The organism is Nonomuraea aurantiaca (genome assembly GCF_020215705.1).
Lineage (GTDB): Bacteria > Actinomycetota > Actinomycetes > Streptosporangiales > Streptosporangiaceae > Nonomuraea > Nonomuraea aurantiaca.
On the sequence record NZ_JAIWNB010000005.1, the window covers coordinates 171,317 to 197,477 of the forward strand.

28 protein-coding genes and 1 tRNA gene are annotated in these 26,161 nt (G+C 69.8%); 17 read left to right on the plus strand and 12 right to left on the minus strand.

From position 1 onward, the window contains the following. The first annotated feature begins 90 nt into the window (after positions 1–90). The 6 genes from LDL49_RS14830 to LDL49_RS14855 are packed head-to-tail and all read left to right on the plus strand — an operon-like array spanning position 91 to position 6,904. On the plus strand, positions 91–1,419 hold the full coding sequence (locus LDL49_RS14830) for an ABC transporter substrate-binding protein (RefSeq protein ID WP_225291609.1): 1,329 nt from the start codon (positions 91–93) through the stop codon (positions 1,417–1,419). Next, positions 1,419–2,330 (plus strand): carbohydrate ABC transporter permease, encoded by a 912-nt coding sequence (locus tag LDL49_RS14835; RefSeq protein ID WP_225291610.1) that lies wholly within the window; start codon positions 1,419–1,421, stop codon positions 2,328–2,330. The genes LDL49_RS14830 and LDL49_RS14835 overlap by 1 nt, the downstream gene beginning before the upstream one ends. Beyond that, positions 2,327–3,136, plus strand: a complete 810-nt coding sequence (locus tag LDL49_RS14840; protein WP_225291611.1) for a carbohydrate ABC transporter permease — start codon at positions 2,327–2,329, stop codon at positions 3,134–3,136. Before LDL49_RS14835 ends, LDL49_RS14840 begins: the two co-directional genes overlap by 4 nt. A 3-nt stretch (positions 3,137–3,139) precedes the next feature. Then, positions 3,140–5,263 carry a glycoside hydrolase family 43 protein gene (locus LDL49_RS14845; protein WP_225291612.1) on the plus strand — a complete coding sequence of 708 codons (2,124 nt, stop codon included), beginning with the start codon at positions 3,140–3,142 and terminating at the stop codon, positions 5,261–5,263. A gap of 3 nt (positions 5,264–5,266) precedes the next feature. Then, positions 5,267–6,739, plus strand: a complete 1,473-nt coding sequence (gene arfA / locus LDL49_RS14850; protein ID WP_225291613.1) for an arabinosylfuranosidase ArfA — start codon at positions 5,267–5,269, stop codon at positions 6,737–6,739. Between the two features lie 9 nt (positions 6,740–6,748). Then, complete coding sequence (locus tag LDL49_RS14855; protein ID WP_225291614.1) at positions 6,749–6,904, plus strand: hypothetical protein; 156 nt, start codon at positions 6,749–6,751, stop codon at positions 6,902–6,904. Positions 6,905–6,927: 23 nt separating this feature from the next. On the opposite strand, the gene LDL49_RS14860 is transcribed toward LDL49_RS14855, so the two are convergent. Next, a tRNA-Pro gene (locus LDL49_RS14860) sits at positions 6,928–7,004 on the minus strand. Positions 7,005–7,088: 84 nt separating this feature from the next. On the opposite strand from LDL49_RS14860, the gene LDL49_RS14865 reads away from it, so the two are divergent. From LDL49_RS14865 to LDL49_RS14880, 4 genes are all read left to right on the plus strand, one after another. After that, entirely contained in the window at positions 7,089–7,514 is a 426-nt protein-coding gene (locus tag LDL49_RS14865; protein ID WP_225291615.1) for a hypothetical protein, read from the plus strand. A gap of 69 nt (positions 7,515–7,583) precedes the next feature. Then, positions 7,584–8,129 (plus strand): hypothetical protein, encoded by a 546-nt coding sequence (locus LDL49_RS14870; protein WP_225291616.1) that lies wholly within the window; start codon positions 7,584–7,586, stop codon positions 8,127–8,129. Between the two features lie 5 nt (positions 8,130–8,134). Further along, positions 8,135–8,878 (plus strand): hypothetical protein, encoded by a 744-nt coding sequence (locus LDL49_RS14875; RefSeq protein ID WP_225291617.1) that lies wholly within the window; start codon positions 8,135–8,137, stop codon positions 8,876–8,878. Between the two features lie 6 nt (positions 8,879–8,884). Beyond that, a complete protein-coding gene (locus LDL49_RS14880) occupies positions 8,885–9,079 on the plus strand; it encodes a hypothetical protein (RefSeq protein ID WP_225291618.1) in 195 nt (64 codons plus the stop codon). A 113-nt stretch (positions 9,080–9,192) separates the two neighbouring features. Here the strand turns inward: LDL49_RS14880 and LDL49_RS14885 are convergent, their stop codons facing one another. Together LDL49_RS14885 and LDL49_RS14890 are read right to left on the minus strand one after the other, a co-directional pair. Continuing rightward, positions 9,193–9,606 (minus strand): ATP-binding protein, encoded by a 414-nt coding sequence (locus LDL49_RS14885; RefSeq protein WP_225291619.1) that lies wholly within the window; start codon positions 9,604–9,606, stop codon positions 9,193–9,195. A 16-nt stretch (positions 9,607–9,622) separates the two neighbouring features. Further along, the gene (locus tag LDL49_RS14890; RefSeq protein WP_225291620.1) at positions 9,623–10,393 is read right to left on the minus strand and encodes a SigB/SigF/SigG family RNA polymerase sigma factor; all 771 of its coding nucleotides are present in this window, start codon (positions 10,391–10,393) and stop codon (positions 9,623–9,625) included. Between the two features lie 176 nt (positions 10,394–10,569). Here LDL49_RS14890 and LDL49_RS14895 point away from each other — a divergent pair, with 176 nt between their 5' ends. After that, the gene (locus LDL49_RS14895; protein ID WP_225291830.1) at positions 10,570–10,926 is read left to right on the plus strand and encodes an STAS domain-containing protein; all 357 of its coding nucleotides are present in this window, start codon (positions 10,570–10,572) and stop codon (positions 10,924–10,926) included. A gap of 18 nt (positions 10,927–10,944) precedes the next feature. Here LDL49_RS14895 and LDL49_RS14900 read toward each other — a convergent pair whose 3' ends face one another. After that, positions 10,945–11,661, minus strand: coding sequence for a GAF and ANTAR domain-containing protein (locus LDL49_RS14900; protein WP_225291621.1), 717 nt, complete (start codon positions 11,659–11,661; stop codon positions 10,945–10,947). Positions 11,662–11,932: 271 nt separating this feature from the next. On the opposite strand from LDL49_RS14900, the gene LDL49_RS14905 reads away from it, so the two are divergent. The 3 genes from LDL49_RS14905 (at position 11,933) to LDL49_RS14915 (ending at position 15,587) form a co-directional block, all read left to right on the plus strand. Further along, the gene (locus LDL49_RS14905) at positions 11,933–13,765 is read left to right on the plus strand and encodes a SpoIIE family protein phosphatase (protein ID WP_225291622.1); all 1,833 of its coding nucleotides are present in this window, start codon (positions 11,933–11,935) and stop codon (positions 13,763–13,765) included. Positions 13,766–13,882: 117 nt separating this feature from the next. Continuing rightward, positions 13,883–14,986, plus strand: coding sequence for a glycosyltransferase (locus LDL49_RS14910; RefSeq protein WP_225291623.1), 1,104 nt, complete (start codon positions 13,883–13,885; stop codon positions 14,984–14,986). Between the two features lie 10 nt (positions 14,987–14,996). Continuing rightward, the gene (locus tag LDL49_RS14915; protein WP_225291624.1) at positions 14,997–15,587 is read left to right on the plus strand and encodes an FMN-binding negative transcriptional regulator; all 591 of its coding nucleotides are present in this window, start codon (positions 14,997–14,999) and stop codon (positions 15,585–15,587) included. A 13-nt stretch (positions 15,588–15,600) separates the two neighbouring features. Here the strand turns inward: LDL49_RS14915 and LDL49_RS14920 are convergent, their stop codons facing one another. After that, positions 15,601–16,668, minus strand: a complete 1,068-nt coding sequence (locus LDL49_RS14920; RefSeq protein ID WP_225291625.1) for a PucR family transcriptional regulator — start codon at positions 16,666–16,668, stop codon at positions 15,601–15,603. Between the two features lie 76 nt (positions 16,669–16,744). Here LDL49_RS14920 and LDL49_RS14925 point away from each other — a divergent pair, with 76 nt between their 5' ends. Both LDL49_RS14925 and pruA read left to right on the plus strand, forming a co-directional pair. Beyond that, a complete protein-coding gene (locus LDL49_RS14925) occupies positions 16,745–17,662 on the plus strand; it encodes a proline dehydrogenase family protein (protein WP_225291626.1) in 918 nt (305 codons plus the stop codon). Then, a complete protein-coding gene (gene pruA, locus LDL49_RS14930; RefSeq protein ID WP_225291627.1) occupies positions 17,663–19,336 on the plus strand; it encodes an L-glutamate gamma-semialdehyde dehydrogenase in 1,674 nt (557 codons plus the stop codon). A gap of 143 nt (positions 19,337–19,479) precedes the next feature. Here pruA and LDL49_RS14935 read toward each other — a convergent pair whose 3' ends face one another. The 5 genes from LDL49_RS14935 to LDL49_RS14955 form a co-directional block, all read right to left on the minus strand. Beyond that, positions 19,480–19,623: a hypothetical protein gene (locus LDL49_RS14935; protein ID WP_225291628.1), complete on the minus strand. Its 144-nt coding sequence runs from the start codon at positions 19,621–19,623 to the stop codon at positions 19,480–19,482. Positions 19,624–19,975: 352 nt separating this feature from the next. Continuing rightward, positions 19,976–20,344, minus strand: coding sequence for an RICIN domain-containing protein (locus LDL49_RS14940; protein ID WP_308016128.1), 369 nt, complete (start codon positions 20,342–20,344; stop codon positions 19,976–19,978). A 70-nt stretch (positions 20,345–20,414) separates the two neighbouring features. Next, the gene (locus LDL49_RS14945) at positions 20,415–20,720 is read right to left on the minus strand and encodes a hypothetical protein (protein WP_225291629.1); all 306 of its coding nucleotides are present in this window, start codon (positions 20,718–20,720) and stop codon (positions 20,415–20,417) included. A gap of 245 nt (positions 20,721–20,965) precedes the next feature. Continuing rightward, entirely contained in the window at positions 20,966–21,487 is a 522-nt protein-coding gene (locus LDL49_RS14950; RefSeq protein ID WP_225291630.1) for a snapalysin family zinc-dependent metalloprotease, read from the minus strand. A 190-nt stretch (positions 21,488–21,677) separates the two neighbouring features. Next, on the minus strand, positions 21,678–22,406 hold the full coding sequence (locus tag LDL49_RS14955) for a tyrosine-protein phosphatase (RefSeq protein ID WP_225291631.1): 729 nt from the start codon (positions 22,404–22,406) through the stop codon (positions 21,678–21,680). A gap of 93 nt (positions 22,407–22,499) precedes the next feature. Between LDL49_RS14955 and LDL49_RS14960 the strand changes: the two genes are divergently transcribed. Then, positions 22,500–24,212 carry a S8 family serine peptidase gene (locus LDL49_RS14960; protein WP_225291632.1) on the plus strand — a complete coding sequence of 571 codons (1,713 nt, stop codon included), beginning with the start codon at positions 22,500–22,502 and terminating at the stop codon, positions 24,210–24,212. 125 nt (positions 24,213–24,337) lie between these two features. Here the strand turns inward: LDL49_RS14960 and LDL49_RS14965 are convergent, their stop codons facing one another. Together LDL49_RS14965 and LDL49_RS14970 are read right to left on the minus strand one after the other, a co-directional pair. Then, the gene (locus LDL49_RS14965) at positions 24,338–25,231 is read right to left on the minus strand and encodes a siderophore-interacting protein (RefSeq protein WP_225291633.1); all 894 of its coding nucleotides are present in this window, start codon (positions 25,229–25,231) and stop codon (positions 24,338–24,340) included. 301 nt (positions 25,232–25,532) lie between these two features. After that, on the minus strand, positions 25,533–26,144 hold the full coding sequence (locus tag LDL49_RS14970; protein ID WP_225291634.1) for a winged helix-turn-helix domain-containing protein: 612 nt from the start codon (positions 26,142–26,144) through the stop codon (positions 25,533–25,535). Positions 26,145–26,161: the final 17 nt, after the last annotated feature.

Here is a 26,161-nt window from a genome sequence, read left to right on the forward strand (position 1 = left end):
AACGATGTAACGAACTGGCGCCAGGCAATTTACAACGTTGGAACCAACGATGTAGAACGTCCGTAACCTCACGGGCAGGAGTGATCTGGTATGTCCCTCGACAACCTCTCCAGGCGGCGCGCACTGGGCCTGGGCCTCGGTGCGCTGGTCATCGGCGCCGCGGGCTGCGGCGGAGGCGGCGGCCCCAAGCAGGCGCAGGCGCCGGCCACCACGGCGGCGCCCACCGAATACACCGGCGCCTCGGTCTCGCTGAAGTTCTGGAACGGCTTCACCGGCGGCGACGGCCCGGTCATGAAGAAGCTGGTGGACCAGTTCAACGCCGAGCACCAGAACATCAAGGTGTCGATGAACGTCTACAAGTGGGAGGACTACTACGCGAAGGTCCCCGCGGCCGTCTCCGCTGGTCAAGGCCCTGACATCGGCATCATGCACGTCGACAGCGTCGCCACCAACGCGGCCCGTCAGGTGGTCCTGCCGCTCGACGACGTGGCCAACGCGCTCAGCCTCACCGAGGCGGACTTCTCCCCGCCGGTCTGGAAGGCCGGCGTCTACAAGGGCACGCGTTACTCGATCCCGCTCGACGTGCACCCGCTCGGCATGTTCTACAACAAGACGGTCATGAAGCAGGCCGGGCTCGACCCGGAGCAGCCGCCCAAGACCGGCGAGGAGTACATGGCGGCGCTGGAGACGCTGAAGAAGGCGGGCATCCAGGGGCACTGGGCCACGCCGTTCCCGTTCACCGGAAGCATGCAGTTCGGGACGCTGCTCTACCAGAACGGCGGCCGGCTCTTCGCCGACGACGCCGGCGTCTCGCGCTTCGCCGAGGACCCCGGCGTGCAGGCCCTGACCTGGCTCGTCGAGCTCGTCAACAAGGGCTACAGCCCCAAGAACGTCGGCCAGGACGCCGACTTCATCGCCCTGCAGAACGGCAAGGCCGCGTTCAACTGGAACGGCATCTGGTCCATCAACACGCTCAAGGAGATCAAGAACCTGGAGTGGGGCGTCGCGCCGCTCCCGCAGATCGGGACGCAGCCGGCGGCGTGGGCGGGCTCGCACCAGTTCGTGGTGTTCAAGCAGCGGACGCTCGACCAGAACAAGCTGACCGCGGCCAAGGTGTTCATCAACTGGATCAGCGGCCACTCGCTGGAGTGGGCCAAGGGCGGCCAGGTGCCGGCCCGCAAGTCGATCCGCGACGGCGCGGAGTTCGCGGCGCTGAAGGAGCAGGCCACGATCGGCACCCAGATCGATTACCTGTACTTCCCGCCGTCGGTGGCGGGCATCGGGGACGCCTCCGCGGTCGTCGACCAGGCGATCAACGCGGCGATCCTGCTCAAGAAGAGCCCCAAGGACGCGCTCACGGAGGCCGCCGCCAAGGCCGACAAGATCCTTGAGGCCAACCGGAAGAAGTACGGCGCCTGATGGTCGCGATCTCGGCGGAAGAGACGCTGGAGCGGGAGGTGCGCGTTCCCCGATCGGGCAAGGCGACGCCGTACCTGTTCCTGGCGCCGTACCTGATCCTGTTCTCCGTGTTCGTGCTGGCCCCGGCCCTGTTCGGGATCTGGGTGAGCCTGCACGACTGGGACTACCTGCTCGAAGGCAAGCCGTTCGTCGGCCTGGACAACTACACGGCGCTGTTCGACGGCCAGTCCCCCGTCTCCGGCGACTTCTGGATGTCGATGCGGGCGACCGGGATCTTCACCGTGTTCAGCGTGCCGTTCCTGGTCGTGCTGCCCCTCGGGGTGGCGTTGCTGCTCAACCGGCCCTTCCGGGGCAGGACGCTGTTCCGAGGGCTGTTCTTCGCGCCGTTCGTGCTGGGCGTGGCGGTGGTGTGCCTGATGTGGCGGCTGCTGCTCGACCCGAACCTCGGTCTGGTCGACTGGATACTCGGCACGCCGATCCCCTGGACCACCGCGACGCCGTGGGCCTGGATCGCGCTGGTCGGGGTGACGGTCTGGTGGACGCTCGGGTTCAACGCGGTGATCTACCTGGCCGGGATGCAGGACATCCCGCGCGAGCTGTACGACGCGGCGAAGGTGGACGGCGCGGGGCGGTGGGGCGAGTTCGTCCACGTCACGCTGCCGGGGCTGCGGCCCGTCGCGCTGTTCGTGGTGACGACGACGATCCTGGCCTCGGCGAACATGTTCGGGCAGTCGTACCTGCTGACCCAGGGGGCGCCGGGCGGGGAGACGCGGACCGCGATCATGTACATGCTCCAGCAGGGGCTCAGGGAGTACAAGATGGGCAGCGCCTCGGCCATGAGCTACCTGCTCACGCTGCTGCTGATCCTGGTCAGCGTGGCCAACTTCCGGCTGCTCAGGACCCGGCCATGAAGCGCTACACGGGCCTGCTGGCCCTCGCCGTGCTGTTCGTGGGGCCGCTGGTGTGGGCCTTGGGCGTGTCGTTCAAGACGCAGACCGAGGCCACCCGGGTGCCGCCCACGCTACTGCCGACCGAGCCGACGACGTCCGCGTACGGGACGGTCTTCCAGGGCACCACGGACACGCCGGTGCTGCGCTGGTTCGCCAACAGTCTCGTCGCCGCCACAGGGCACATGCTGCTGGCGCTCGTGGTGTCGTCGCTGGCCGCGTACGCGCTGGCCAGGCTGGAGTTCCCCGGCAAGAAGCCGATGTTCGGGGTGATCGTCGGCACGCTGCTGGTGCCGGGGTTCGTCTTCCTCATCCCGCAGTTCCTGATCGTCGACCAGCTCGGCTGGCTGGACAGCCTGACGGCGCTCATCGTGCCGGGGGCGGCGGGCGCGTTCGGGGTGTTCTTCCTGCGGCAGTTCTTCCTCGGGCTGCCGCGTGAGCTGGACGAGGCCGCGCTGATGGAGGGCGCCAACCACTGGCACATCTTCTGGCGGATCACGCTGCCGCTGTCGCGGCCCGCGCTGGCCACACTGGCCGTGCTGAGCTTCCTGTCCAACTGGAACGACTTCATCTGGCCGATCTACGTGATCTTCAGTCCCGAGTACTTCACGCTGCCGCCGGGGCTGTCGATCCTGCAGGGCGCGTACACGATCCACTATCCGGTGATCATGGCGGGCGCGGTGCTGGCCGGCATCCCCGTCCTGATCCTCTTCAGTCTGACCCAGCGGTACGTCATCGAAGGCATCTCTCGTAGTGGCCTGAAGGGCTGACACATGCACTTGGCTGTCATCGCCACGCTGATCCTCTCCCTCTTCACCAATCCGGTGTCCGACTCCTTCTCCGACACCTTCGCCGACCCGTCGGTGATCCGCGGGCAGGACGGCTACTGGTACTCCTACGGCACCTCGGACCCGCTGCGCGAGGGCGAGAAGGTCCTGCACCGGCTGCCGATCTCCCGCTCCAGCGACCTGGTCCACTGGACCTACGTGGGCGACGCGTTCGGGCCGGACAACCTGCCGTCGTACGCGGCGCCCGGCAGTCTGTTCTGGGCACCGGACATCCGTTACCTCGACGGCCGGTACGTCATGTACTTCACCGTCACTGACACCGCCGCCACGCCCGCCAACTGGGACTATTCGATCGGCGCCGCCACGGCGCCCACGCCGACCGGGCCGTGGACGCACATCGACGCCCCGGTCGTCGCCCCGCGTCCCTCGGGCAGCTCCTACTGGAACACGATCGACCCCGCGCAGTTCACCGACGTGGACGGGCGCAAGTACCTGTACTTCGGCGGGTTCTTCGGCGGCCTGTGGGTGACCGAGCTGTCCGCCGACGGGCTGCACGCCACCGGGCAGCCGCGGCAGGTCGCGATCGACAACAAGTTCGAGGGCGCGTACGTGGTGCGCCATGACGGCTACTACTACCTGCTCGGCTCCTCGGCGAACTGCTGCGCCGGGCCGACCACCGGCTACTCGGTGCTGGCCGGGCGCTCGACCAGCCCGCGCGGGCCGTTCGTCGACCGCGAGGGCGTGCCGCTGCTGGCCTCGCGCGCCGGTGGCACCCCCGTCCTGGACCAGAACGGCAACCGCTTCATCGGCACCGGCCACCACGCCCAGCTCACCGACCTTTCCGGTCAGGACTGGATGCTCTACCACGCCATCGATCGAAGCGACCCGTTCCTGGACGAGCCGTACGGGATCAACGAGCGGCCCATGCTGCTGGACCGGCTGGACTGGATCGAGGGCTGGCCGGCCGTGCGTGCGGGGGCCGGGCCCTCCGAGCAGTCACGGGAGAGGCCGGTGACCCGCGGGTTCGTGGACGAGCGGTTCGCGGGCGATCTGTCGGGCTGGCGGAACACGGCCGGCTGGACCGTACAGGAGGGACATGTCCGCGGACAGGGCATCCTCATCAGCCGCAAGTCGCTCGGCGGGGACGTCCGCGTCGAGACCGACCTCAAGACGGACAAGTCCGCCGGGATTCGCATCGGCGGCACGACCGCGGTCGTCTCGCGCGACGGGCTGACGCTCACCTCGGGCGGCGCGTCCCGTACGGTGGCGCTGCCCGGAGGGGCCGCGACCTGGCACAACCTGGCCGTCACCGTCAAGGGACGGACGATCACCGCCGAGGTGACCGAGGCCCGGCTCCGTGACCCGCGAGCGAGCGTCACCGTCACGGGCCGCGCAAACGGCCCGATCGGGCTGATCGCCGACGGGGGCGCCGACTTCGACAACGTCTCCGCCGCCCCGCTGTTCAAGGCCGTCACCAAGGCGGCGCCGACGCCGCGTACGGGCAGGCTGCTGGCCGCCGACGAGTTCACCGCGCCGCTCGACCCCCGCTGGACCTGGGTGCGGCAGGACACCGCGGCCAAGATCGAGGAGGGCGTGCTGCGCTGGCCCGTCCAGGGCGCCGACCTGGTTGGGGCCGACAACAAGGCGTCGGTGCTGCTGCGCGACGCTCCAGAGGGCGACTACGTCGTGGAGACCAAGGTCACGCTCGACCTGGGCGAGGACGCCGTACGCAACTACCAGCAGGCCGGGCTGGTCGCCTACGCCTCCGACGACGACTTCGCCCGCCTGTCCCAGGTCGCCATCTGGAACACCCGCCAGGTCGAGTACGGCCGCGAGCTGACCTTCGCCGGCCGCCTGTCCTACGGCGGCAACATCGTCGGCCCGCCCGCCAGGACCACCTGGCTGCGGCTGGCGCACCACGTCGACCCGGCCAACGGCGAGCACGAGTTCCGCGCCGGATCCAGCCGCGACGGCAAGACCTGGACCTGGGGCGGCGTGTGGACCTTCCCCAAGGACACGGCCGTGCGCGTCGGCCTGGTCGCCCACGGAGGGGCCCAGCCGGCCGTCAACGCCGACTTCGACTATGTACGCGTCTACCGAGGAGCCTGACCTGTGCCGCAAGCACATCTGACCCTTGACCCCTCCTTCCGCGTCGCCCCCGTCGACCGGCGCCTGTTCGGCTCGTTCGTCGAGCACATGGGCCGGTGTGTCTACACCGGCATCTACGAACCGGGCCACCCTGCGGCGGACGACAACGGCTTCCGCACCGACGTGCTGGAGCTGACCCGCGAGATGGGCGTGAGCGTGGTCCGCTACCCCGGAGGCAACTTCGTCTCCGGCTACCGCTGGGAGGACGGCGTCGGCCCCGACCGGCCCACCCGGCTGGACCTGGCCTGGCGGCAGATCGAGACGAACGCGTTCGGGCTCAACGAGTTCATGACCTGGACCCGGGCCGCCGGGGTGGAGCCGATGATGGCCGTCAACCTCGGTACCCGGGGTATCCAGGAGGCCTGTGACCTGCTCGAATACGCCAACCACCCCTCGGGTACGCAGTGGTCGGACCTGCGGGTCAAACACGGAGTGACCGACCCGTACGGGGTCAAGCTCTGGTGTCTCGGCAACGAGATGGACGGGCCCTGGCAGATCGGCCACAAGACCGCGCACGAGTACGGACGGCTCGCGAACGAGACCGCCAAGGCCATGCGGCTCGTCGACCCCGATATCGAACTGGTGCTGTGCGGCAGCTCCAACAGCGGGATGCCGACGTTCGGCGCGTGGGAGGCCACCGTGCTCGAACACGCCTACGACGCGGTCGACTACCTCTCGCTGCACAACTACTACGAGGAGAACGGCGACCTGCCCGGCTTCCTCTGCAGCGCCGTGGACATGGACCGCTACATCTCGGCCATCGTGGCCACGGCCGACCACATCGGGGCGAAGCTCCGGCGCAAGAAGAAGATCAACCTGTCCTTCGACGAGTGGAACGTCTGGAACCAGAGCCGGTTCACTGGGCGCGAGCGCTCGCCGTTCCAGGAGGCGCCGGAGCTGATCGAGGACACCTTCACCGCCGCCGACGCCGTGGTGGTGGGGGACTTCCTGATCACACTGCTGCGGCACGCCGACCGGGTGAGCATCGCCTGCCAGGCGCAACTCGCCAACATCATCGCGCCGATCAGGACCGAGCCCGGCGGCCCGGCCTGGCGTCAGACGATCTTCCACCCGTTCGCTCTGACGGCCCGGCACGCGCGCGGCATGGTGCTGCGGGTGGAGCCGTCCGGGCCGTTCCTGGAGACCGGACGGTACGGCGAGGCGCCCGCGCTGTCGGCGGTGGCCACCGTCGACGGGTCCCAGGTGGCGCTGTTCGCCGTCAACCGGTCGCCCGACCAGGACCTCGACCTCACCGCCCGGCTCCCTGCGGCGGTCAGGCCGGTGTCGGCCTCGGTGATCGCCGCCGGGGACGACCCGCACCGGGTGGAGGCCCTACCGCAGCCGCTGGCCGTACAGGCTGACGGTGACCGGCTGACGGCGCGGCTGCCCGCAGCCTCGTGGACGATGATTCTCGCCGAGTGCGGCGATGATTTGTAGACCGGAGGCATGACCGGGCTCCGCGAACGCAAGAAGCGCTCTGTCGAGGCCACGGTCCAGCTCGCGCTGGACCGTGGCCTCGACGACGGCCGGGTCGAGGACATAGGGGACGCCTTGCGCGAGTGGCCGCCCAGAACTGAAAAAGGGTGCCACTCTTTCGAGTGACACCCTGCTCGACCAGAAAAACCTGGTCGGGACGACAGGATTTGAACCTGCGACCCCTTGACCCCCAGTCAAGTGCGCTACCAAGCTGCGCTACGTCCCGGTTGTGTCGATCACCCCCTGCGGGGCGAGACGTCATAACCTTAGCGCACATCAGAACCGCACGCGTACTCAGCAGGAGGGGCTCGTGGGGCGCAGGCCGACCGTCGATCGGGGTGAGCTGGCCAGGCTCGTCGCCGAGGGGATGAGCGTGCAGGAGTTGGCCGCGCACTTCGGGGTGAGTGAGTCCGGGGTGTTGCAGGCCAAGCGGGCCGCGGGCCTGGCCAAGCCGATGCTCGATCACAGCCGGGCCGTACCGTGGAAGCTGGAGCGGAGGCACGGGCAGTCCGGGCCCGCCACGAACCTGCGGAACCTGTCTGCCGCCGCGCAGGGGAAGCCGCCGGCGGCCGAGCGGTTGAACACCGCGTTGCGGTGGGCGCAGCGGCTTGTCGACGCCGGGCTCGATGTCGACTACGACAGCGTGAGCGGGTTCAGGGAGGTCGCCGCCGCCCCTGGTGTCTCACACGTCGCGGCAGTGCTGGAAGCGGCCAGGAAAGCGCTGGAAGGCCGCTGACACCGGCGTTTCGGGCGCTCGTACGAGGGCAGTCGCTGGTCTCGACAATAGAGACCGGAGGCGAACATCATGTCCACCTTGATCTGGGTGGTCGTCGTCGTGGTCGCGGTGGTGGCCCTCGCCGCAGTCGGCTACCTGGTGTTGCAGCAGCAGCGCCGCAGCCGCCTCCGCGCACGTTTCGGCCCCGAGTACGAACGCCTGATGGCTGAGCACGACAACAGGCGCGACGCGGAGCAGGAGTTGCTCGCCCGTGAGCAGCGCCACTCCGAGCTGGACATCCGGCCCCTGCCGGAGGAGTCACGTGACAGCTACGCCACCCGGTGGACCGAGGTGCAGGAGCGCTTCGTCGATGCCCCCGGGTTCGCGGTATCCGAGGCCGACCAGCTGGTTGCGGCCGTCATGGCGGAGCGAGGCTACCCCACGGAGAACTTCGAGCAGCGGGTGTCCGATCTGTCCGTCGGGCATGCGGCCACCCTGGACCACTACCGGGCGGCCCACGAGATCAGCGGGCGCGCCGCCAGGAAGGAGGCCTCCACCGAGGACCTCCGTCAGGCGATGGTGCACTACCGCGCGCTCTTCGAAGAACTCCTACAAGAGACCACGCGAGGACGGTGACCGATATGACGAGCGACGAGCTGAAAGTGCCGTCGCAACGGGCGGACCAGGTCGACGACGACGAGCGAGCCGACGACCTCCGCAGGAACGACGTCCACGACGGCCGCGTGCACGACGACGCCTCCGAGGACGACGGCTCCCCCCGGGACGACTTCCGCGCGAACGACACCCCCACCGCCGACCTGAGCAGGGATCGTGACGAGCAGTCGCGGGCGACCGTCGGCGAAGAGAACGACGAGAGCGAAGAGAACGACGAGGGGAACGGCACCCGCCACCACGAGCCGTACGCCCCGGTGGGTGGCGACATGCTGGCGGAGCCCGAGCCCGGGTACGGCGGCGGCACCGACGACGTGGCCGGCGAGCCCGTGGTGGTGGAGACCGCACCGGCCCACGCGGCCCCTCAGTCCGTCGTCCTGTTCGACCAGGACCCGGCCGAGGTTCAGGCCCGCTGGCGCGAGCTGCAGACCTCGTTCGTGGACGACCCCGGCGACGCCGTCCAGCGGGCCGAGGGACTGGTCGAAGAGGTCGTCGAGACGCTGACCAGCAGTCTTACGGCTCGTACCGGCGAGCTGCGCGAACGCTGGAAGGGCGCGGGCGACACCGAGCAGCTGCGGCTGGCCCTGCGCGACTACCGGGTCGTGCTGGAGCGGCTGCTCACCCTCTCAGGCCACGAAACAGGTCGCGAAACCGGGCCCGCAACAGGCTATGAGACAAGCCACGCAACCGATACGGCCTACGGAACGAGGTAACGGGACATGCTGGCGATAGTCGCGGCGATTATTTTCGGCCTGGGCTTCCTGCTCGACCTGCTGAACGTGCGCATCGGGTCAGGGATCTCCGGTACGACGTTCATACTGCTCGGCCTCACGCTGCTCGCGCTGCACCAGGCGGGCATAGGCACGGCCAGCGTCAAGAGCTACGGCGGCTGGCGAGGCCGTACCCGCCGATAGCCCACGCCGATAGCAGACAGAGCACGACAGCGCGCGGCGCACTCGATCACGAGGCGTCGCGCGCGCACGTCGGTCCAGGTTTGGCGGGCGGCCGGGCAACGCCGGGAATCACCTCAGGTCTTGCTGGGGAAGCGCATGGTGACCGTGCTGCCCTCGCCGCCCACCCGCAAGGACAGGTCGGAGGAGAGCAGGCGGGCCACCCAGAGGCCCATCCCGCCGACCGAGCCGGGCATCGGGCCGGGCTTCCAGGTGCCTTCGTCGTGTACCTCGACCACCAGCTCGCCGTCGTGGACCCAGGTGCGGAGCTGCGCGTCGACCGTGCCGTGGGTGACGGCGTTGGTGGCCACCTCGTTGACGGCGATGACGAAATCGCCCACCGCCTCCTCCGTCATGCCCACCTCGCGGGCCTCGGACGCGGCGAACTGGCGGACCTGCGGGAGGTCCGGCAACCGGAAGCTCAGCTTTTTCACCGGCGCGCCCGGTGGCGGGCTGATGGAGCCCGCCTGAGGATCGACATCCTCGTTCACCCGGTAACCGCCTTCATCAGCTGACTAGCTCACTACGTAGCTGGTCCAGCACTCTACGGAGGATTCGCGATACATGCATCTGAGAGATACCGAACTCGGCCGCTATTTCGGCTTGTGTCATGTTCCCAAAGAAGCGGAGCAGCAGGATGTGCTTCTCACGCGACGGCAGCGCGTCGATCAGCGGCTTGACGGCCTGCCGGTCGACCATCTGGCTCAGCGTATCGTCGTCCTCCGGGATCACGTCGCCGAGCGAGGCCGCGTCGTCCTCGGTTCCGAGCGGCGCGTCGAGCGACAGCGTGCTGTAGGCGGCCGAGGCGTCGAGCGTGAGCAGGACGTCCTCCTCGCTGATGTTCATCTTCGCGGCCAGTTCGGCCACGGTCGGGGATCGTCCCAGGTCCTGGCTGAGGTCGGCGACGAGCCGGTTCAGCTCGGAGCGGCGCTCCTGGTAGAGACGCGGCACCCGGATGGCCCAGGTACGGTCGCGGAAGTGGCGCTTGACCTCGCCGGTCATCGTGACGACGGCGTAGCCCCTGAAGGCGTGGCCGAGAGTGGGGTCGAAGCCGTTGACGGCCTTCATCAGGCCGACGTAGGCGGCCTGCAGAAGATCCTCCAGGGGCTCGCCGCGGTAGCGGTAGCGTCTGGCGATCTCCATGGCGAGCGAGCGGTGCATCTCGACGATGCGCTCCCGCAGGCGTTCGCGGTGACTGTCGGTAGTGGCGTCGCTGACCATTTCGGCCAGCAGCTCTTCGGCGGTCAACTCCTCGAGGACATATTCCCGCACAGCCATGGCTGCTCCTCATATGGGTCGCAGGGCCGCCTCCACCTGCAGAAAAAGCCCATGCAGAGGCTTGCCTCGCTCTACATCCGAGACGGAAGCCCTCTGCTGGACCTCGGATCCAGTGTCCCCCCTCGCCGCAGAAGTATTCCTCCTTCGTGCGGTGACAGTAGGGTTGCCCCGTGACAATGCCGGAGAACGGCGAAGGGGCGGCGACGGCCCTGAGCCTTACGTCGTCGACCGTGGACGAGATCACGGTGATCAAGGTCGATGGCGTGCTCGACGCCACGACGCGCGAGCAGTTCGCCGACTACCTCTCTCTGGCGGGCTCCGAGCTGATCCTGGACCTGGCCGGGGTGACGTTCATGGACTCGCGCGCGCTCGGCCTGATCGTCCACCATTGGCAGACCAGCCTGGCATCAGGTGCCAGGTTTGCCCTGGTCGGCGTGGAATATTCAAAGTCAAAGGTGATGTGGATCACCGGGCTCGCGCAGCGGCTGCCGCTGTACGACACGCTCGACGACGCCTTGGCCGCCATTGGCTGAGCACACTCGCACATTCCCCTAGCGGCGCGACTTTTTCTGGTGCTCGTCGACCAGGAGCCTGGCCAGGTCCGCCACCTTGACCTGGTGGTGCTGTGAGATCCGGCGCAGTTCCTCGAAGGCCGCCTCCGCCGAGCACCCGCTGGTCTTCATGATGATGCCCTTGGCCTGGTCGATCACCGAGCGTCCGGCCAGGGCCTCCTGGAGCTGGGCGGCGTCGGTACGCGCTTCCTCGAAGTCCCACAGGTTGGCCATGGCCACGCCCACCTGCTCGGTCAGCATGTCGGCCAGCGCCTGGGCGGCCTGCGGGGAGAAGGCGGCCGGCCGTACCGAATAGAGGCCGATGACCAGCAGGACAGGGTCGATCCGGATCGGCACGGCGAGCACCGAGCGCACGCCCCAGCGGGCGGCGAGCGGCGCGTAGCGCGGCCAGCGCGAGTCGCTGAGCACGTCCGTCACGACCACCCGGCCACCGGTGAGCCTGGCGTCGGTCGACGGGCCCTCGCCGAGGTCGCGTTCGCCCTCGACCAGCATGATGAGCTCGCTGTGCGAGCCCGACACCAGCACCCGCTGGTCACGCCAGTGCTCGGCCGAACCGCCCGAGCAACCGGGGACTCCGTCGGCCAGCGCGGTCGTCAGGCCGCGCAGCACGCTTTCCGTTGAGTTGTCCTCGCCCAGCCGCCCGAGAGTCGCCAGGTCACGGGCAAGTCCGGGGGTGATCATCGCCGTTGATTTCATCTGAATGGTGGCGCGGAGACCCGGTCCTTCGGGCCGGGAGGAAGCGCCACCTCCTTTCAAAAGCAGTATGGAAAGCCTCGGTAACGCTGCTGTGGCAGGAGGGGTGCCGTGCGCGCGCGCTGCGAGCTGGGCTGTTGCCGACCAGCCCCACGCTACCGGCCTCCCTTCAGCCAGACGGGACCGTGAGAGCGAACTCGGCCAGTGGTAGTTGAGAGCAAGAAGGCCCTACCCCTTATGGCTAGCATTATCCAGCGTGGCGTAGCGTCAGAGAATGACCATGCCCGGCCTCGAACACGCTCTGGACGCTCTGTCCGGACGTGTTTCCTCCCTGCGCGAGGCGCGGGCGGCCTACCCCTCCGACCTCGCGCCGACTCTAGACGCTGCACTCGCGGAGCTCGACACCGCCGCTGAGCTGCTCGCCGAGGCGCGTGAAGCGCTGCGTAACGCGCCCAAGCGGCAAGGGGGCAAGAAGGACGGGGCGCAGCGGGAGCTGAAGCTGCTGCGCCAGGTCTACCGTGCCTTCCCCGTGCCGGTGATCGTGCTGGACGGCGGCGGCGTGGTGCGGCGGATCAACCCCGAGACCTCGCGGATGCTGGGCAGCCCCGACGGCTACCTGGTCGGCCGGTCGTTCCCGCTGCTGGTGGACGTGTCGCGGCGGGCGGCGTTCCGCTCGCACCTGATGTCGGTGCTGCAGACCGGCCAGCCGGCGGCGTTCGAGTCGCGGCTGGCGCACCAGGGCCGTACCCACACCGTCCAGGTGGCCCTGACCCGGCTGACGATGCCCGGCGAGCCGCAGCAGATGGTGGCGGCCGTGGCGCTGCCCACCGAGGTGCAGCTGCCCGAGCCGGGCGCGCGGCGGCCCGAGCAGTCGGACGGCGCGCTCCTGCTGGCGGCGGCCAAGCGCCAGGACCTGCTGGCCACGATGACCACGCTGCTGCTGGACGAGGAGGCGCTGCGGCAGCCCGTGGCGCTGCCCAGGGCGACGCGGCTGCTGGCGGCCGGCTGGGCCGACTGGGTGATCGCGGACGTGGTGCGCGACGGGCTGGCCCGCCGCGCGGCCGTGGTGGCGCCCAAGGACCACCCGCTGGGCGACCTGGTACGCCAGATCGAGTCCGCCCCGCCGGCCGCGAGCCACGTGGTGACCCAGGTGCTGGAGCGCGGCTCCGGCGTGGTGCACGAGATGGTCGACGACGAGACGCTACTGGGCTTCTGCGCCGACGGGCCGCTGCTGACGGCGATGGGCGCCGGCTCGATGCTGTGCGTGCCCATCGGCCCGGCCGACGGCGTGCTCACGCTGGTCAGGTCGCACGACCGGCCACCGTTCACGCTGGCCGACCTGGGGGTCATGCAGGAGGTCGGGCACCAGCTGGGGCTGGCGATGCGCGCGCAGAGCAGCTTCCAGAGCCGTTCGCGGGCCGCCGACGCGCTGTCGGCCACCGTCGCGCCGCGCAACCTGCCGGACGTTCCCGGGTACGAGGCCGCCGCGATCTACAATCCCGGCGCGTCGGTCGGCGCCGAGTTCTACGACGTCTTCCCCGTCGCCGACGGCTGGGCGTTCGCCCTCGGCGGCGCCGCGGGCAAGGGCGAGGAGGCCGCGTCGGTCAGCGCGATGGTCAGGGGCGGGGTCCGGGTGCTGAGCGTCTGGGAGTCCGATCCCGACGTGGTGCTGCGCAAGGTGAACGAGGCCCTGGTGACGCAGGGCACCGGCATGTTCGTGATGGTCGTGGCCGGGTTCGTACGGGGCCGCAAGATCCGCCTGTCGTCCGCGGGGCATCATCCGGCCGCACTGCTGCTGCCCGACGGGAGCGTCCGCTTCGCCTCGGGTGGCGGCGTGCCGCTGGGCATCTCCCCGGAGGCGGAGACCGAGACCGAGGAGCTCACCGTCGCGGTGGGCGAGACGCTGCTGCTCTACTCCGAGGGGCTGATCTCCTCCAGGAACGAGGTCGGCGAGCCGTACGGCGAGGAGCGGCTGGCCGACGTTCTGGGCAGATGTGCCGGTCAGGCGCCTACGACCATCGTGAAGGCGGTCGAGGCGGACCGGCACGCGTTCTCCGGCGGGCAGGTGTGGGACGAGATCGTGGTGCTGGCTCTGCGCGGCGTCTGATCTGCGTCTGATCTGCGGGGGTTTGCGGTTGAGCCATCTTTGGGTAAGGTCTGGGGAAGAACGACGTGCCTAAGACGCAGGCACACCTTGATAGCTGTTTTCACGCTGAGGTGTGCCATGAATATCGCGATCGTCGCTTCCGCTACCGGCAACAAGCGCCACCACATTCTCTCCGTAGCGCGTGAACTGGGCCGCGAGCACCACGTCACCATCTACTCCCGTCGTGACAGTGCCGAGGGCAAGGCCAGGACGCGGGTGGCACCGGGAGTGATGATGGAGCACATCGAGGTCGGCCCGGCCCGCGATCTCTCCCCCGCCGACGTCATGCCGTACCTCAAGGACGTCGGCCAGTATCTGAGCCGGCGCTGGAGCCAGGAACGTCCGGACGTGATCCACGCCCACTCCTGGACCGGTGGCCTCGCGGCCGTCACGGGCGCCAACGGCCTGGGGGTGCCGGTCACCCAGACCTTCCACACCGTCGACGCGGCCCACGTGAAGCTGGAGCGGGCGCTCGGCCGCAACGCCAGAGCGGTCATCGCCGGCTCCGGTGACGAGGAGTCGGCGCTGATCCGGCTCGGGGTTCCGCGCAACAACATCGCCATCGTGCCGTACGGCGTGGACACCGAGCGCTTCCACCGCCAGGGCCCGGTCGCGACGCGCGGCAGCCGCAAGCGCCTGCTGCACCTGGGCCCGCTCACCCCCGAACGCGGCGCCCCCACGATCATCCGCGCGCTGCAGGGCCTCCAGGACGTCGAGCTGGTGCTCGCGGGCGGGCCCGAGCCGGAACTGCTCGACGGCGACCGGGAGGTACGCCGCCTGCGCGCCCTGGCCCAGCAGCTCGGCGTGGCCGACCGGGTGACTCTGCTCGGGCAGGTCAAGCGGACCGCGGTGCCCAAGCTCATGCGCAGCGCCGACGCCGTGGTGTCGGTGCCGCGCGAGGCCACGACGGGGATCGTCGCGCTGGAGGCCATGGCCTGCGGCGTACCCGTGATCGCCTCGGCCGTGGGCGCGCACCTCGACTCGATCATCGACGGCGTCACCGGCCTGCTGGTGCCGCCGGACCGCCCCGCGCGGACCGCGCGCCTGGCCCGCGAGCTGCTGACGGACCCGACGCTGCGCACCGCGCTCGGCTACGCGGGCGCCGACCGCGCCCGTTCGCGTTACTCGTGGGAGCGGGTCAGCCAGGAACTGGTGCGGGTGTACGAACTCGCTTGCGCCTAAAATTCCCTTCATGCTGATTCACCCTTGGGACGCGGGCACCGACGAGCAGTCCCTGGCGTACGTGAAGGACAACCAGTTCGGGCACCTGATAGCCGCGGGCCGCGGCCGTGAGGTGCCCGTCGTGGTGCCGACGCAGTTCCTGCTCGTGGACGAGCGGACGATCGTGCTCCATCTGGCCCGGCCGAATCCGATCTGGGCGGCGATCGACGAGAACCCCAAGGTGGTCATGTCGGTGGCGGGTCCCTGGGCCTACATCCCCGGCCGGTGGCGGGCCGAGCCCGGCACCGAGCCGGAGTTCGGTGTGCCGACCACGTTCTACTCCTCCGTCCAGCTCGTCTGCCGGGCCGAGATCGTCAAGGAGGCCGAGGGCAAGCTGGAGATCCTGCGCGAGCAGCTCGCCGACCTCGAACCCGGGCAGGGTGATCCGGCCCGGATGCCGCGGCTGATGGCGGGCATCCAGGGGGTCCGGCTGGCGATCGAGGAGATCCGCGGCAAGTTCAAGTACGACGGGCACAAGGACCACGCTCACCGGCAGCGGGTCGCCAAGGGGCTGACCGAGCGCGGTGGGCCCGGCGACGCCTCCGCCCTCAGCCATCTGTAAGACGCGTCGGCCTTCAGACCCCCGTGACCGCCAGGAGGCGGGCCGCCTTGAGGCCCAGGTGGACGGTCAGCCGGTCGTCGCCCTCCGACAGATCCCGGTGCAGCGTCCGCTCGGCCTTGCCCAGCCGGTAGTAGAGCGTCTGGCGGTGGATGCCCAGCTCGGCGGCCGTCTTCTGGGCGTGGCCCCCGTGGTCCAGATAGACCTCCACGGTGTGCGCCAGCTCGGCGTCCAGCGCCGCCGTCTCGGCCGCCAGCTCGCGCAGGTCGCTCTGGCCGAGCCGGGCCAGCAGCCGGTGCACGCCCAGGTCCTCCCACCGGGCGACGGGCGCGAAGCGGGGGAAGTGCTCGGCGACGCGCAGCGCCTGCCGCGCCTCGCGCCAGCTCTGCCAGGCGTCCGCCGGATCCGCCCGGGGGGCGCCGGTGCCGGCCGCCGTGCCGTACGCGCTCTGCAGGGTCTGGGCGACCTCGGCGGCCAGGTGCGCGGGGGCGAGCAGCGCGACGGGCGAGCCGGCGCGGGCCAGTACTCCGCGCGGCAGCGTCCAGAGGGCGGCGACGCGCTCCTCCGACTCGCGCACGGCGATCGCGGTGACGGGCCCGAGCACCTCGATGGAGGCGCCGGCCCGCTCCTCCGGGTCGGCCGAGAGCAGCGCGCGCAGGCCGCGGCCGAGGTCGTGGCGGCTCCGGGCCTCCTGGGCGAGCGCGGCGGCGGCCCTGGCCACGAGGGGGGCTGCCCGGCTCAGCGCCTCCTCGGTGAGACTGCCGGAGTCGAGCAGCCACAGGTAGCCGTAGGTGACGTCGCCGTGGCGCAGCGGCCAGCAGACCCTGGCCAGGACCTTGAGGTCGGCGTCCGCGGGGATCCTGACCGGGCCGTGCGCGCGGGCGATGCCGTAGCGTTCGAAGTAGTCGCGGACCTCGCCGGTGGCCCGCCTGCGCAGGATCGACTCCTGGCGGACGGTGTCGATGTCGCCGTGCTGCGCTCCATACGCCAGCAGGCGGAACGAGCGGTCCTCCAGCGTCGCGGACGCCCCCAGCAGGCGGGCGAGCTCGTCGACGGTCTCCTGTAGATCTGCCGAATTGTGCATTTGTATGACAGCCTCCCACAAGCGGCGTTACGCGCGTCGATGGCCCTGTTGTGAGCTGCGGTTTTAGGCTGAGAACATGCTGGGTCAACTGCTACTCGCCACCTCCCGGAGCGCGCTGGTACGCCGCTCGGTATCCGGCTTCCCCCTCACGCGCAAGGTCGTCGACAGGTTCGTCGCCGGTGAGAGCGTTCAGGAGGCCCGGACCGCCATCGAACGGCTGCGCGACGCCAAACTCGCCGTCACCGTCGACCATCTCGGCGAGGAGACCCGCGACGCCGACGCGGCGGCGACCACCGCGAAGGCGTACATCACGCTGCTCGACGCGCTGCGCCCGCTCGAGCTCGGCCGCCGGGGCGAGGTGTCGGTGAAGCTGTCGGCCGTCGGGCAGCGGCTCGACGACGCGATGGCGCTGGAGCACGCCCGCCAGATCTGCGCCGCCGCCGACGCCAACGGCTCGACCGTGACGCTCGACATGGAGGATCACACCACCGTCGACTCGACGCTGGCGATCCTGCGCAAGCTGCGCGCGGACTTCCCGTCGACCGGCGTGGCGATCCAGGCCTACCTGTTCCGTAGCACGGACGACTGCCGCGAGCTGGCGGCCGAGGGTTCGCGGGTACGCCTGGTCAAGGGCGCCTACCGGGAGCCCGCCTCGGTCGCGTACCAGGGCAAGAGCGACGTCGACAAGGCGTACGTGCGATGCCTGCGGATCCTCATGGCGGGGCAGGGGTACCCCATGGTGGCGACGCACGACGACCGGATCATCTCGATCACCGAACTGCTCGCCGACCGCTTCGGCCGCGGGCTCGGGTCCTACGAGTATCAGATGCTGTACGGAATCCGCACCGACCGGCAGGAGGACCTCGCCGGGGCCGGTCACACCGTGCGCGTCTACGTTCCCTACGGCGACGACTGGTACGGCTATTTCATGCGCCGCCTGGCCGAGCGGCCCGCCAACATCGCCTTCTTCCTTCGTGCCCTTGGGGGTAAGTAAATGGACGCCATCAGCAACGTGCCCGTTCCCGCCAACGAGCGGGTGTACGGCTACGCGCCGGGCAGCCCGGAGCGTACGACGCTGGAGAACCGGATCAAGGAGCTGTCCGGGACCTCGATCGACCTGACCATGACGATCGACGGCGAGCAGCGGCTGGGCGGCGGCGCGCCGATCGACGTGGTGCAGCCGCACAACAAGGCCTCCGTCCTCGGCCGCACGCAGGACGCCACGGCTCAGGACGTACGGGACGCCGTCGACAGCGCGCTGCGCGCGGCTCCGGCCTGGCGGGCGCTGTCGTTCGACGAGCGGGCGGCGGTCTTCCTCAAGGCGGCCGACCTGCTGTCCGGGCCGTGGCGGGCGACGCTGAACGCCGCGACCGTGCTCGGGCAGTCGAAGTCGGCGCAGCAGGCGGAGATCGACTCGGCCTGCGAGCTGATCGACTTCCTGCGGTTCAACGTGGCCTACGCGCGGCAGCTGTACGCCGACCAGCCGACCTCGTCGCCCGGGGTCTGGAACCGGATGGAGTACCGGCCGCTCGAGGGCTTCGTGCTGGCGATCACCCCCTTCAATTTCACCGCCATTGCCGGAAATTTGCCGACGTCGGCGGCTTTGATGGGAAATGTCGTCGTCTGGAAGCCTTCGCCCACGCAGCAGTTCGCGGCGCACTTCACGATGCGCCTGCTGGAGGAGGCGGGCCTGCCGCCGGGCGTGATCAACATGGTCACGGGCAACGGCCAGGCGGTCTCCGAGGTGGCACTCACGCACCCGCAGCTGGCGGGCATCCACTTCACCGGCTCCACGCCGACCTTCCAGCACCTGTGGGGCACCGTCGGCGCGAACATCGCCTCCTACCGCGGCTACCCGCGCCTCGTCGGCGAGACCGGCGGCAAGGACTTCGTCCTGGCCCACCCGTCGGCCGACCCGGCCGTGCTCGCCACGGCGCTGGTCAGGGGCGCGTTCGAGTACCAGGGCCAGAAGTGCTCGGCGGCCTCGCGGGCGTACGTGCCGCGCTCGGTCTGGTCGCGCATGCGTGACGACTTCGTCTCCGCGGCCGAGTCGCTGACCGTGGGCGACGTGGCGGGCGACCTGTCGACGTTCATGGGCGCGGTCATCGACGACCGGGCCTTCGCCAAGCACAAGGCGGCCATCGACCGGGCGCGCGGCGCCTCGGGCATCGATCTGCTCACCGGCTCCTACGACGACTCGACCGGCTATTTCGTGAAGCCGACGATCCTGGAGTGCGCCGACCCCACGGACGAGATCTTCGTCAAGGAGTACTTCGGGCCGATCCTGGGCGTACACGTCTATGAGGACGGCGACTTCGACGCGGTGCTCGACCAGATGGAGAGCGTCTCGCCGTACGCGCTGACCGGGTCGATCATCGCCCAGGACCGCTACGCGATCGCCTCGGCCTCGGAGCGGCTGCGCTTCGCGGCGGGCAACTTCTACATCAACGACAAGCCGACGGGCGCGGTCGTGGGCCAGCAGCCGTTCGGCGGCGCCCGCGCCTCGGGCACCAACGACAAGGCGGGCTCGATCTTCAACCTGATCCGCTGGGTGAACGCCCGTACGGTCAAGGAGACCTTCGTCCCGCCGGTCATCACGGGCCCTTACCGGGGTGACGTTCCACAGTCGCCGTTCGAGCAGCCCGACCTGAAGAAGCTGGGTTACTGAGGTCCAGCGGCTGAACAGGTGAGGCACTCCGGACTCGGGGTGCCTCACCTGTTCGGTCATTCCGGCGAAGCGCCGGTGGCCCAGGACGAGCGCGGCCCCTGAGCCGGCGGAGGAGCGCTACCGGCTCCGCGTGTGGTGTGGAGCTAGCTGACGATGAGATGGGCGTCGGAGAGGGCGGCCAGGACCAGGCCGACGCACAGAAGGGCCACCGGCCACGCCCTCTGGGTGAGGGCTATGCCAAGGCCCGCCAGGAGCGCTACGACCGACAGGATGAGGAGGATGTCCATAGTGGAGGTCCCTGCCCCGGAAAGCGGCCTCTAGCAGCGCGGATCGCGCGCTCGTGGGACAACCGGTCACTTGCCCCCTTGCGCTGGGGTTTTGCACTCAGACGGAAACGTCTGGATGGTGCCGACGTGTTGCGGCAGCCTGGCCAGGCACCGGAGAAAGCGTTCGTCCTTTACGAACTCGACGAAGGTGCGGGAGCACGTTCTGCTCCGCAGGGGGGAGATCGTCCCGGTGTCGGCGGGGGCGCCGCATCGGGACCCTCGACCCCGAACCCTGCTGGCCCTGCTGACGATCAGTCGCAGGGCGAATTTTCCACAGTAGAGGTTGATCATGGCGCCGTACCGCCACTTCTCATCAACGGCGCCATTTTTCGTCGCGGGCGTCCCGGTAGCAGGGCCACTGAATGAGCTGCTGGCCGGCCTTGCGGCTCGAGGCCACACCGAGGCATTTACCGGAGTAGACGTTGACTATGGCACCGTCTTTGTACCACCACTTCTCATCGACGGCGCCGTTGCAGGTGTACTGGATAGCGCCGGCACCGTCTTTGAGGCTGGACGCCACGCCTATGCATTTCTTCGAGTAGTTGTTCCGCAGGAAGAACGCCCGGCGTCCGTGGCTATCCGTGGTCGATGTGAGAGTTTCGCCGTACGCCGGTACATTCTCCGGCGCCGCCCCGGGCCCTATCGGGCGGCAGTCCTCACGAAAACCCGCGCAATCGGAAATTGTCCGCGTCCGTTGTCCGGCCCGAACTGGAGCCGATCCAGCCGGGGATCGCGCGCCGCTTCCGGCGTCTTCACCACCAGCACGTCACGCAGCCGGCTGCGCGGCGCAGTCCCTCCATACCGGCCTCCAGCGAGCCGGACTCCGTGTGCGGGGTGAGGAAGTCGACGGAGTAGCCGCGGGATGGCGCGAGGGAGGTCAGCCGCCGGGTGAGGGACGGCACGCGGTGCAGGGTCTGTCGCTTCCACTCGCCGTAGATCATGCTCTGCTCCCGGCGGCGCAGCCGGTGCAGGCTGAGCATCAGCTCCCACATCGCGTCGGGCTCCCGGGAGATCCGGGTCCGTGCCAGGTCGGCTCCGGTGAAGTGGATGCGCAGCATGCCGGTCCCCTTCTGCGGACTGTCGCAGAGCGGGTTCGGCGACCCGTGACCAGCGCTGTCCGCGCTCAGGCGAAAGGCCCTGTCACCGCCGACGGGCCCAGCGCCGGACTCTTCCCGTAGCCGTGCCAAAGTATCGCGTTCATGATCTTAAAGTGATCTCGATTACGTCCGGGATTCGGGATCATGCCTGAACCGCATGATCCTCGGCTGGCCGGCCCGCGCCGTGGGCGGGTACGCGCCCGAGTTCAGCGGTCCACGAGCACCCGGCCGAACTCGACCAGCGGGGTGCCACCGGCGAAGTTACGCTCGACCTGGGCCCGTTCGGCCGCGCTCGGATTCGCGTTCGTGCAGCTCACCGGAGCGCTGGAGCCGGACATCAGGTCGGAGCAGAGGCCGGTGCGCCGGTCGGGCAGGCCTAAGATGTGGCCGATCTCGTGGGCCGCGATGCGCACTGGGTTGTAGCCCTGTGAGGTGGCTTCCCTGCCCATCCAGATGGTGCCCCGGCCCAGGCTCGTGGGCAGGGTGCGGGGCCAGCCGTTGTCGGCGACGACGACGAAGTCGGCGGGGGTGCCTGCGACGAGGCGGACGTTCGTGACACTGGAGTTCCAGATCTGCGCGGCCTGATCGACCGCGCCGCGGAACTCGGCCGCGGGGCCGGCGTCGTACCGGAGGGTCCTGACCAGGGGCGCGGCCTGCGCGGGCGAGGTGGCCAGCAAGAACGCGACGGTGAGGATGAGAGAGAGCGCGAGACGCAGGGGTTTGTGCATCGGGTCTCCTCGGACAGTGGGGGTGCTGTCACGGTAGGCGCGACGACGCCGTCCGGGGATAAGCCAGTTTGCCCCTATTACCGTGTTATGGAGGAGCCGATGTCGCCCGCCTCGGCAGGGCGAGCGTGAGCGACCGCCGCACCATCCTCCTGAGCCCACCGGCCCGTAGCGCGCCCGTCTCCGGCGCGTGTCACGGGCTCAGGTAATGTTCGCGCAGCGCCGTGATCAGCTCGGCGTCGGCGCCCAGCCGGTCGGCCGCGTAGTCCCGTACGGAGCCATGGCCGGCCGCCAGCTCCGCCAGGCAGAGCCGCATGATCTCGCCCGGCGCGCGGCCGTAGCCCGGCCACTTCAGCGTCCGGTCCGGATGGGCCGCCCGCCAGTCGGCGACCAGTCGTTCGGTGGCCAGCTCGGTGAGGGCGAAGTCCTCCACGATGGTCTCCTCGTCCACCCCCAGCAGCGACAGCACCAGCGCAGCCAGCAGCCCGGTACGGTCCTTGCCCGAGGCGCAGTGCATGACGAGCGGAGCGCTGTCCTCGGCGGCGATCACCTTCAGCGCCCGCCCCAGTTCCTCGACGCCGTCCAGCGCGACCTCGGCGTACCGGTCGGCCAGGAAGCGGGCGGTGTCGATGTCCGCGCCCAGCGCGGCCTGGTCGTAGGGCCGATGCTCGATGCTGAGGTTGTGGTAGGCCAGGCCGTCGCTGTCCGGTACGCGGCCCCTGGCGGCTATCTCCCACGGGTAGCGCAGGTCGATCACCGTACGCACGCCCAGGTCGAGAAAGCGCCGCCAGTCGTCGCCCTGGAGCTTGGCGAGGGAATCGGAACGGTACAGGCGCCTCCAGCGCACCGTACGGCCGTCGCGGGTACGGTAACCGCCCAGGTCCCGGAAGTTGTGCAGGCGCTCGAACGCGATATGCCTCATCGAGCACACCTTATGAGGTAGGCGGGACCTATGGACGTAGCCGGTAAACATGCCCAGATTGGTGGACATATCCGTCTACGCCCGGAGGTACGCGTGAAGCGTGTCATCGTCCTAGCCGCCTGCACCCTCGTGGCGACCGCTATGGTCAGCCCCGCTCAGGCAGTCCGGACCTCAACCGCCTCGGCAACCGAGTACATCGTCTTATACAAGGAGGGCGTGCAGCCGGACGTCGCCCGCAAGGCCGTCCAGGCCGCAGGCGGCACGGTGGTCAAGGAGAACACCGCGGTCGGCGTGGCCACCGTCTCCACCACCAACACGGGCTTCGCCGGCGCCGTCGCCGCGAACGCCTCGATCGAGGGCGTGGCGCACAACCGCTCCATCGGAACGGTCCCGTCCGCCGCCCGCGCCGCCGCCCAGGCGCGCAAGGCCGCCGACGCCGTGGAGAAGGCCGCTGACGGCGCCCCCGCCGCCACCACGTTCGGCAAACCGGGGCCGACGGCCGAGCCGCTGTCGGAGCTGCAGTGGGACATGAAGCAGATCCACGCCACGGCCAACGGCTCCTACCGCTACGAGCAGGGCGACCCGGGGGTGCTGGTCGGGATCCTGGACACCGGGGTGGACGCCTCGCATCCGGATATAGCACCCAATTTCAATCGGGCGCTGAGCCGTAACTTCACGGTCGACATCCCGGTCGACGCCAACGGCGAGCCGGTCGACGGGCCCTGCGAGGCCGAGCCGGACCACTCCTGCACCGACCCCGCCGACGTGGACGAGAACGAGCACGGCACGCACGTGGCGTCCTCCATCGCCTCGCCCATCAACCGGCTCGGCGTGGCCGGCGTGGCGCCCAAGGTGTCCATCGTCAACCTCCGGGTCGGCCAGGACTCCGGCTTCTTCTTCCTGCAGCCGAGCGTGGACGCGCTGACGTACGCGGGCGACCACGGCGTCGACGTGGTCAACATGAGCTACTACATCGACCCGTGGCTGTTCAACTGCGTGGACAACCCGGCCGACTCCCCCGCCGACCGCGTGGAGCAGGCCACCATCATCAAGGCGGCCCAGCGGGCGCTGAACTACGCCCACGCCAGGGGCGTGACGCTGGTGTCCGCGGCGGGCAACGGCGGCACCGACTACACCAAGGAGCTCATCGACGACTCCAGCCCCGACTTCGCCAGCGTGCCCGGCGAGGCGCCGTACGACCGGACGATCCCGCCGAGCTGCGTGTCCATGCCCAGCGAGGGCGACCACGTGATCGCGGTGTCGTCCACCGGCATCAGCAAGCGCAAGGCGTACTACTCCGACTACGGCAACGGCTACGTGGACGTGGCCTCCCCCGGCGGCGACGCCTACGACAACCCGGCCACCACGCGTGACGTGACCAGGGCGACGCTGGCCGCCTATCCGAAGTCGCTGGCCGAGGAGAACGGGCAGCTCAACCCCGACGGCACGCCGAACACCCCGTCCGTGGTGCGCGACTGCCGCGGCTCGGTCTGCGGCTACTACACCTACCTGCAGGGCACCTCGATGGCCTCGCCGCGGGCCGCGGGCGTGGCGGCGCTGATCGTCAGCCGGTTCGGCCACCGCGACCGCGCTCACGGCGGCCTGACCATGAACCCGGACGCGGTGGAGGCGGCGCTGAAGGCGACCGCCACCAAGACGCCGTGCCCGGAGCCCCGCGCGTTCACCTACACGCGCATCCTGCCGGACGGCACGACGACGACGGCCACGCACACCTGCGAGGGCGGCAGGTCGCGTAACGGCTTCTACGGCTCGGGCATCGTCGACGCGTTGAACGCGGCCCGATAACCACCCGACAGCCAACGGCATGACCGGTGCGCGTCCGCGAAGGCGGACGCGCACCGGTCAGCGAAGGCAAAGGAGGGTCATGGCGGCGAGCGCGTACAGGACGCGGGTCATCATTGGGGACTCCCCTACTCGCTGTGCTCGGCGCGGCCCAGCCGCCAGTAACCCATGAAGGCCACGGCCCGCTTGTCCATCCCCCGCTCGGCGACCAGGTGCCGCCTGAGCGACCTGATCACGGCCGCCTCGCCGGCCAGCCAGGCGTACAGCGGGCCGTACGGCGCCACCTCGGGCACCTCCCACAACTCCTCCACATCCACATCGATGTCCTCGAAGGCGTCGGGAGTGGGCTGCGGCGGGAGCAGCCGGTCGGCGGCGGCCCTGACGGCGGGCACCAGCAGGGCGCCGCGCTCCTCGTCGGCGCGGGCCAGCCAGGTGACCTTGACGCCGCTCGCCGTCTCGACCGGCAGGAAGTCCTCCGCGCAGGGCACCTCCATGAGTGCCTCGCCCTCGTAGCCGGCCGGCAGCCGTTCGAGGATCGAGCAGATCGCGGGCACCGCGGTCTCGTCGCCGGCGATCAGCACCGCCCCGGTGTCCGCGGGCGGGTGGAACTCCAGGCCGCCGTGCAGCCCGTCGTGCCGGGCGTCGGGGCCGAGCAGCACCGCGACGGCCCCGGGCCGCACATCGGCCGCCCAGCGGGCCACCGGGCCGTCGCCGTGGTCGTGCATGACCACGTCCACGTCCACCTCGCGGGCCTCGGGGCGTACCAGGCGGGCGGTGTAGGTACGGAGCGGATTGCGCAGCTCGTCGGGCAGGCCGCGCCAGCGCGGGAACCAGTCGGGGCCGCTCGGCAGGTGCTCCAGCCCGTGCCCGTCGACCGGCAGGATGAGCTTGATCCGCTGGTCGAACCCGTTGTCCGCGAAGTGGCGCAGGTCCTCCCCTTCGAACGTCACGCGCAGGAACGACGGGCTCAGGCGTGCCAACCGGTTCACGCGTACGTCGAACATGCGAAAGGGCTCGATCATCGTCAGCTCCACCTCGATCCTTTTAAGGTGAGGCTAACCTAACTCATGATGATCGACCCGTCCCGTCCGGGCACGGCAAACGCCCCCGTCCCTCCAGCCCGGGACGGGGGCGCCTGCCTTTCCGAGCCCTGTGTCCGGCGGACTCGGAGGTCGGCGACATGACGAGGGCGGCGGCGCCGCCGAGCATCGCCCGCTCCGTCGGCGGCGCCGCGCCCGGCATGCGGACGGGGGACGGAAGCTTGAAGCAGGACATTAGGCGGACAGCGGCGGCGTCGCGACAGGGCCCGACCTAGGGATGTCCCTAGGAGTCCTTGATCCCTACCGGGAGCACGTCGAAGTGGACCACCACGCGACCGGTCGCCGGGTCCGGAGCGCCCGGTGACTCGAGGTCCCTGCGGTCCGCCACCGCCCGGTACCTCTCCAGGACCTCGAACACCTCCTCGCGCATCCGCGTCGTCTCGCCCACGGTGAGCCGCATCGACCGCCGGCCGAACCCGCTCGCCCGCACCCACGCCTCGGGAGTCGTCGCCTCCTCCTCACGCCAGCGCGCCAGCTCGGCACCGCGCTGCCGGATGAGGTCGTCGAGCAGCCGGGCGAACGCGTCGACGGTCTCGGCGTCGGCCGACGGATCGGCCAAGGGGTCGCCGTAGGAGAAGCCGCCCGGCACGATCCGCCAGTATTTCTCCTTGCCCTTGCCCAGCTCGGGCACCGTCTCGATCATGCTGTGCCGGGCCAGCTCACGCAGGTGGTAGCTGGTCGCCCCGGTGTTCTGGCCGAGCAGTCCGGCCAGCTGGGTCGCCGTCGAGGGGCCGTGCTCGTCGAGCAGTTCGTAGATGCGCAGTCGCAGCGGGTGCGCGAACGACTTCAGCGCGTTCGCGTCTAGCTTCCTGGCCGAATAGTGCTTGCTCTCCATGGCTGTGCACACCTATC